General features: G+C 63.8%; 4 protein-coding genes and 1 pseudogene. 3 read left to right on the top strand and 2 right to left on the bottom strand.

All coding sequences use genetic code 11. From position 1 onward, the window contains the following. Positions 1-285 precede the first annotated feature (285 nt). Entirely contained in the window at positions 286-930 is a 645-nt protein-coding gene (locus GWK61_RS01275) for a hypothetical protein (protein WP_194903962.1), read from the top strand. 210 nt (positions 931-1,140) lie between these two features. Next, a complete protein-coding gene (locus GWK61_RS01270) occupies positions 1,141-1,395 on the top strand; it encodes a hypothetical protein (RefSeq protein ID WP_194903960.1) in 255 nt (84 codons plus the stop codon). Positions 1,396-1,831: 436 nt separating this feature from the next. Here the strand turns inward: GWK61_RS01270 and GWK61_RS01265 are convergent, their stop codons facing one another. Continuing rightward, complete coding sequence (locus tag GWK61_RS01265) at positions 1,832-3,280, bottom strand: tetratricopeptide repeat protein (protein ID WP_194903957.1); 1,449 nt, start codon at positions 3,278-3,280, stop codon at positions 1,832-1,834. A 1,035-nt stretch (positions 3,281-4,315) separates the two neighbouring features. Here GWK61_RS01265 and GWK61_RS01260 point away from each other — a divergent pair. Continuing rightward, positions 4,316-4,834: pseudogene (locus GWK61_RS01260) on the top strand (transposase family protein); the annotation flags it as partial. 489 nt (positions 4,835-5,323) lie between these two features. On the opposite strand, the gene GWK61_RS01255 reads toward GWK61_RS01260, so the two are convergent. After that, positions 5,324-5,785, bottom strand: coding sequence for a GNAT family N-acetyltransferase (locus tag GWK61_RS01255; protein ID WP_228561531.1), 462 nt, complete (start codon positions 5,783-5,785; stop codon positions 5,324-5,326). Positions 5,786-6,000: the final 215 nt, after the last annotated feature.

The raw sequence follows: 6,000 nt of genomic DNA, 5'->3' as shown, positions 1-6,000 counted from the left end.
AACAAGCCTGGCAACTCGCACCAGGTGACAAGAATCTTGGCCCATCGGTGACAACCACGCTGTCCCGCAAGGACACGGCAACCAGCTCAGGGCCTACCCCTGGTGACAACTATCGTGTCCCGGCACAGATACTCGGCACCGATAGGCCAACTTGCTTGGCACCAGACCGCTCGCTGCTATTTCTTGCGTGGTTGGCGATCCGGTCTGTACGGCAGTCGGGGCGGCGGAATGAGGGCTCTGATGTCATCCTGGAGGCCAGGGTATTTCTAGACGGGAGGCTTGGCTGTGAGTGAAGACGTCCTGCCCAAAGAGTCGGGGAGACTGGAGCGGCTGAGTCCGGAGGTCAAGCTGGCAGTTAGTCTGATCCCCTTTTTGGGCCCGGCGTTCACAAAATATATCGACGACGTGGTCGAGCGTCGTCGTAAGAAGCTTCGCACCATCGAGAAGGAGTTCACTCAGGCAAGCGGCGAGGACATCGCCGCGCTTTTCGAACGCAGCACCGCCGATCCACGTTTCGGAGATCTTCTGACTCAGACCATCGACGAGGCGCAGCGCACAGCATCGGAGCGGAAGCTGCGCGCTCTCGGCCGGCTACTGGCCCTCGGATTCGACGATGACGAGCCGGAACACCTTGACGAAATCGAGCTGATGTTTCTGGCCGTCGCGGACCTCGAATCAGCGCACATCCGTGTGCTTGACCTGCTCGTCAGACGTGGAACTCGGCATGGCGGCGTCGGGGACTACCAGATCGCGTCGCTCTTTCCGAACGGAACCACAGTCGCATACCCCATTCTCAAGACTCTTGAACGGCACGGGATGGCAGGGCCGCAGAGCCCGCCCAGCGCCGACCCAGACCAGGTGATCAAGTGGGTTCCCTGGGACTTCGGGATCTACGTTCATCAGAAACTGCTGGCAGAGGGCACAAGCTAGCGGACCCCGAATCGGCAGCTTGGGGGACAGGCTGCATGACCAGGTGGTACCTGCTGTGTCCCGGTCCGCGACGCGATTCCTGACCGTTTTCTCTTGGCGTCAATCATCGAGGCAAAGTGCCAGGTATGGAGTCCAGGCGCAAATCACCCGATCGGGTGAGGGGCAACCCTCCACCTTGATGTCGAACGACTGTGCGATTAGGTTCTGAGGGTGACCCCCGAACCTCTCCAGCCGATCGCTGATGCCATCACTCACGAAGTTGCTCGGTTTGAAGCCGAGTACGGGATGAACCTCGGTGTCACCGTCACGATCGACGTGCAGGCCGGAACAGTCACGGCTTGCGGCGAAGGCCTCAAGATGTGGGGCCCGCAGCAGACCCTCAGTAGGGTGCTCGACCGCCATGGGCTTCGCCACGACATTCGTGTGCAGTCGGCCAGGATCATCGTGTACCCATCCACCACCTGATCTTGCACGATGGGCGCCCCGCTGCCAGACCCGGACCACGCCACAACTGTCGTGCGCCTGCGCCGCCAGCACATCGACAACGGCACGGCCTCCGATGCTCGGCGGCGCGAGCCCGCCAACGGCGGCGGCATTCTACTGCATCCCCTCCTGCGCCCGCTGGTTCCTGGCGGAAGCCTCGCCCGCGGCGCCATCGTTGCCATACCGCCCCGGACCGGGATCACGATCGCCGGAGACGGCGCCGTTTCCGGCGCCATGTACGCACTCCTGGCCGGGACCACGCACGGTGTGCGTGGGCCGGCGTCATCGGCTACCCGAACACCCAGCCCTCAACTACACACCCTTGCGGCCCCGCCCCGGTTGGCAGAGCCCGCCAGCAGGCCACCCAGCCCACACCACATTCCCCCAACCGCCAGGAGAATCAGTGGCTAAGGGATGATCACCGGATAGCTCGGTACCCATCGCCCGAGTCTGGATCTTTGACCTCTTGTCTGGCTTGTGTCCATTTAGATGCCACTTCGTCCCAATAGAGCCTGGCTTCTTGAAGTTCAGGATCAGTCACGTCGAGATCGAGGAGAGCCAGCATCGCTTCGTCCGGGAGCGGGTTGGGCAGGACCAGGGTGATCCTGCCGCGGGTTGATATATCCAATTCACGCTGTTTAGTACGACGGTTAAGTAAGAGTCGAAGTCGGCTTAGAGCGTGGCTGAGCGTCTCCGCAAACTGCTCGCCGAGCTTTTTTGCGAACGCTTCGAGAAAAGGGCCGAGGGTTTTCACGACAACGTACCCGACTATGATCTCGACCTCTGGCGAGTCAGGCCGCATGGCGCGGACGCCATCGTCTCCTCGGCGTGCCTCTTCGAAGGAATAGGCACGGTGTTGCCCGCTGAACCCGGGCCCGCCGTCGGTGGCGGCAGCTTCGTCGTATCGGCCGACCTCGCGGAACGCTCTGGCGAGCATCATCATGGCTTGAGCTTCACCGTCGTGCTCTCCGATTTCGCGCGCGTGGGCGGCGGCTCTCAAAGCTTCGTCTATTGCAGAGTCAGCCATAGCTTGGCCAGCTGGAATCGATTCTCGAACGCGTGCTGATGTTTCCGTACGCCTGACTTCCGCCAGCCTGTCTGCAAGGGCATCGAGCGTGCTGGGACCGGCAATCCATGGCCATGGCGAAGCGTGGTCGTGACGCTCCTGGTGCACGGTCGCGAGAATACGGCTGACGATCTGTTCGGCCTGGTCAATTGCGACTGCCGCCTGCGCTGATCGGCCGAAGTCGATGAGGGTCTTGCCGAGGGCCAACAGCGCCAGCGACTCCCCAGGCAAATCCCCGCGCTGGTGCGCGAACCTTGCCGCATTAGTGTCCACCTCAACGCTGACTCGTTGGGCTTGCTGTTGCGCGTGTGTTGCTTCCGCTTGACGGCCGGCATCACGAAGGGCGTGACTCAGGTTGACGAGCGCACAAACCTCAGCTTGCAGATTGCCAAGCTTGCGTGCTGCGGCCACGGCCTGAACGGAAGTCGTGATGCCTGCCTCGACACGTTCGCGCTTCCGCTGTTCGGCAACTTCCTGAGCCAACTGCTGAGCCTGGCCTTCGACGTGAACAGCTTCCCCATGACGGCGGACGTAGCGTAGAACCCTTGCAAGCTCTGCAAGGCTGCTCAGCTCGGCATATCGATCGCCCTTCGCTTGAGCGACAGTGACAACCAACCTGGCTGGATCGACCATCTCGCCGCCGATCAGTTCGAGTTGGTCGAACACGGACTCTGCTTCAGAAGGCCGATCAAGTCTGGTCAGGATAACGCCGAGCTCGAACAGAGCGCGGGCCTCAGCTCGCCGGTCGCCCTTCTCGCGCGCTACTGCAACATCGTGTCTGGCGAAGCGCTCTTGTCCCATACGCCTACTGTGACGCTTGCCGGGAACCTACGTCATTGCCGACGGACTCGATAGCCCAACCGTTATCAACGGTGCTGTACTGCGTGACCGCCGCGGGCAGGAACGGCGTGTGATCCGGCTGCGGCTGGCGAGGGGGCGGTCGTCACGGCTGTCAGACTATTGGCCCTGCGTTGAGCGCTGAAGGGTGTCGTTTTGTGCCGCCGATCCCACGATCGAGTCTTGACATGCCCGCTTGACAGGGAACTCGCCGACGCGGTCGATCTTTTGCTGCTTGCTGCACGCTCTGCGCCAGCCGAGGGCCACGCAACTGCGACGGCTTATGAATACCGTCCGGACCACCGATCGGCAGCGAGGTTGCGCCCTTGTTGTCACCAGCCCGTGGGAGGGGGCGCACCTCACCCTCAGTGCCAGGGCTCCCCAATGGGAGAGACTTGGAGATGGTACCGGCAACCTCACGCGGTGGCGGGTCACAATCAACGCCTGTGGACGAGCCACCCACGGTCACCGAGGTGAAGTTGAAATGTGGCTGCCTGCGCCGACGGCACAGCCGGCGAGCACATATTGGAACGCGGGTAACGCTCCGGAAACAGCCACCCTCAGCTGCGTATGGCCAGGGCTGTCAGTTGCTGGGCCAGGTTGCCGAGGTCGGTGTAGGCCTGGTTGACCGCATCGCGGGCGGCGGCCGCGGTGCCGGCGGCGTTGGTGGCCGCGTCGCGGCCTTGCTTGGAGCACAGCGCCGAGGCACGGGCGCCAGAGTCGGACCAGAACAGGGCGGTATCGTTGTCGAAGCTTGCGGTGATCGAGCACGAGCGCTTCTCTTCGCTGTTTGCGGCGGTCGTAAGTGGATCTGGCCCACATTCCGTGATCGAGCTGGTGATGCCAGCCCTAACCCTGTCAGCATGACGGTCGTGGACTTCCCAGAACCTTGATGTATTGCTGCCGCATCTGGCTCCGGTGCAGGTGGAGCACCTGGATCGTCGTGACGGGGTCCTGATACTCGGTGCGGTTGCGGTCGGATAGACCGCCGCGTGTCCGACGTGTTCGACTGTGTCGCGGCGGGTCCACAGCCGGTATCAGCGGAAGTTGGGCGATCTTCCAATAGGGGCGCAGCCGGTCATGGTGGAGTTGACGGTCCGCCGGTTCTTTTGTGACGGCCACTGCCCAACGCGCACGTTTATCGAGCAGATCGAGGGGCTGACCTCACGTTACGCTCGACGGAGCCTGCCAGCGAGCACGCTGTTCACGCAGCTGGGGCTGATGCTGGCCGGTCGGCAGGCATCTCGGCTGGCGGCGGTGATCGGGCTGACCGTCGGACGGAACACGCTGATCCGCGCTGTGCGGTCGCTTCTGGGCCCGGTGGTCGGCTCCGTTGAGGTCCTGGGCGTCGACGACTTCGCCGTCCGGCGCGGACGGGTAGATGGCACGATCCTGCTGGACATGGCCGATCACCGGCCGATCGACATGTTCAAGGGCCGCGAGGCCGACTACCTGGCCGACTGGCTCGCAGCGCATCCTGGCGTGACGGTCGTGTGCCGCGACCGCGGCGGCGCCTAGGCAGACGGCGCCCGGCGCGGAGCCCCCGAGGCGATCCAGGCCGCCGACCGGTTCCACCTGTGGAAGAACCTTGGCGAACACGTGAAGAAGACCGTCGCCGCGCACCACGGCTGCCTGCGCCAGGCCGCCGAGGACGCGTGGGCCGAAACACAGCAAGCGTGGGCGGCACGGCCCGGACCTGAGCAACTCGGCGCAGCCGCCGCCGAGCGGCGCGTGGACGACATCGCGATCGCCCAGCGAATCAGACGCACGTTCGCCGAGGTCCACGAGCTGAAGGCCGCCGGGATGGGCATGCGGCGGATCAAGAAAGCAACCGGCCTGGCCAAGGCCACCGGCGCCCGCTACTACAAGGCCAGCCACTTCAGTCACACCAGCAACGCTCCTGTCGCTTTAGCTGCTCGTTCGCTGGTCGGCTCGAACGGTCACGGGGCGGTTCCACCGGCTGTGGTCGCTCCAGTCGAGATCGCCCTACCTTGGTCGCCCCTCAGCTCAGCCCTGGGTAGAGCTCTGGTTTGCGTTACGCCGGTAGCTGTAGAGGATGAACCCCTGGTGATGCTTGCCCACCTTGTCGTACAACGCGCGAGCTGGGGCGTCTTCGAGCGTGTTCCAGTAGAGGCTCGGGAAGCCGTGCTCCTTGGCGTCCCATGCCACCCACTCGATCACTGCCGTTGCGACACCCCGCCGGCGGACATCCGGGTCGACGAACAAGTCCGCCAGATAGCACTTCCCGGAGTACCAGACACTGGCGTGATACAGGTAGTGCGCGAAGCCGACCATCTTGCCGTCCAGCCAGGCGGCGATCCCGCGTATCTGCTCGTCGTCGAGCAGGCGTCGCCAGGTCCGTGCATAGTCGTCGTCGCTGCGTTCGACCTCGAAGTAGGTGTCTTTGCCACGGGCCAGCACTTCCCAGCAGGCGCGGTCCGATTCGGTCAGAAAGCTGATCTCTACCATGACGCCCATCCTGCCCGACGATCGTGGCCGGGGGCTGCCCACAGCTGCAGTACGTCGATCACGAGACCGACGCCCCGATCCCGTCGGGACTGCGCAGCGACACCGGTGACGCGGTCGAACTGGAAGAGGTCGGAATCCGGCGCACCCTACCTGGCGCGGGCCGCGCACCGCCTAGCTCAGAGATCACACCGACAACGATCTATGGGTGCCATACT

The sequence above is a fragment of the Catenulispora rubra genome (assembly GCF_015356825.1).
In the GTDB taxonomy this organism is placed as follows: Bacteria; Actinomycetota; Actinomycetes; order Streptomycetales; family Catenulisporaceae; genus Catenulispora; species Catenulispora rubra.
The sequence above is the reverse complement of the archived record's forward strand: the minus strand, read 5'-3'. Positions and strand labels throughout refer to the sequence as shown.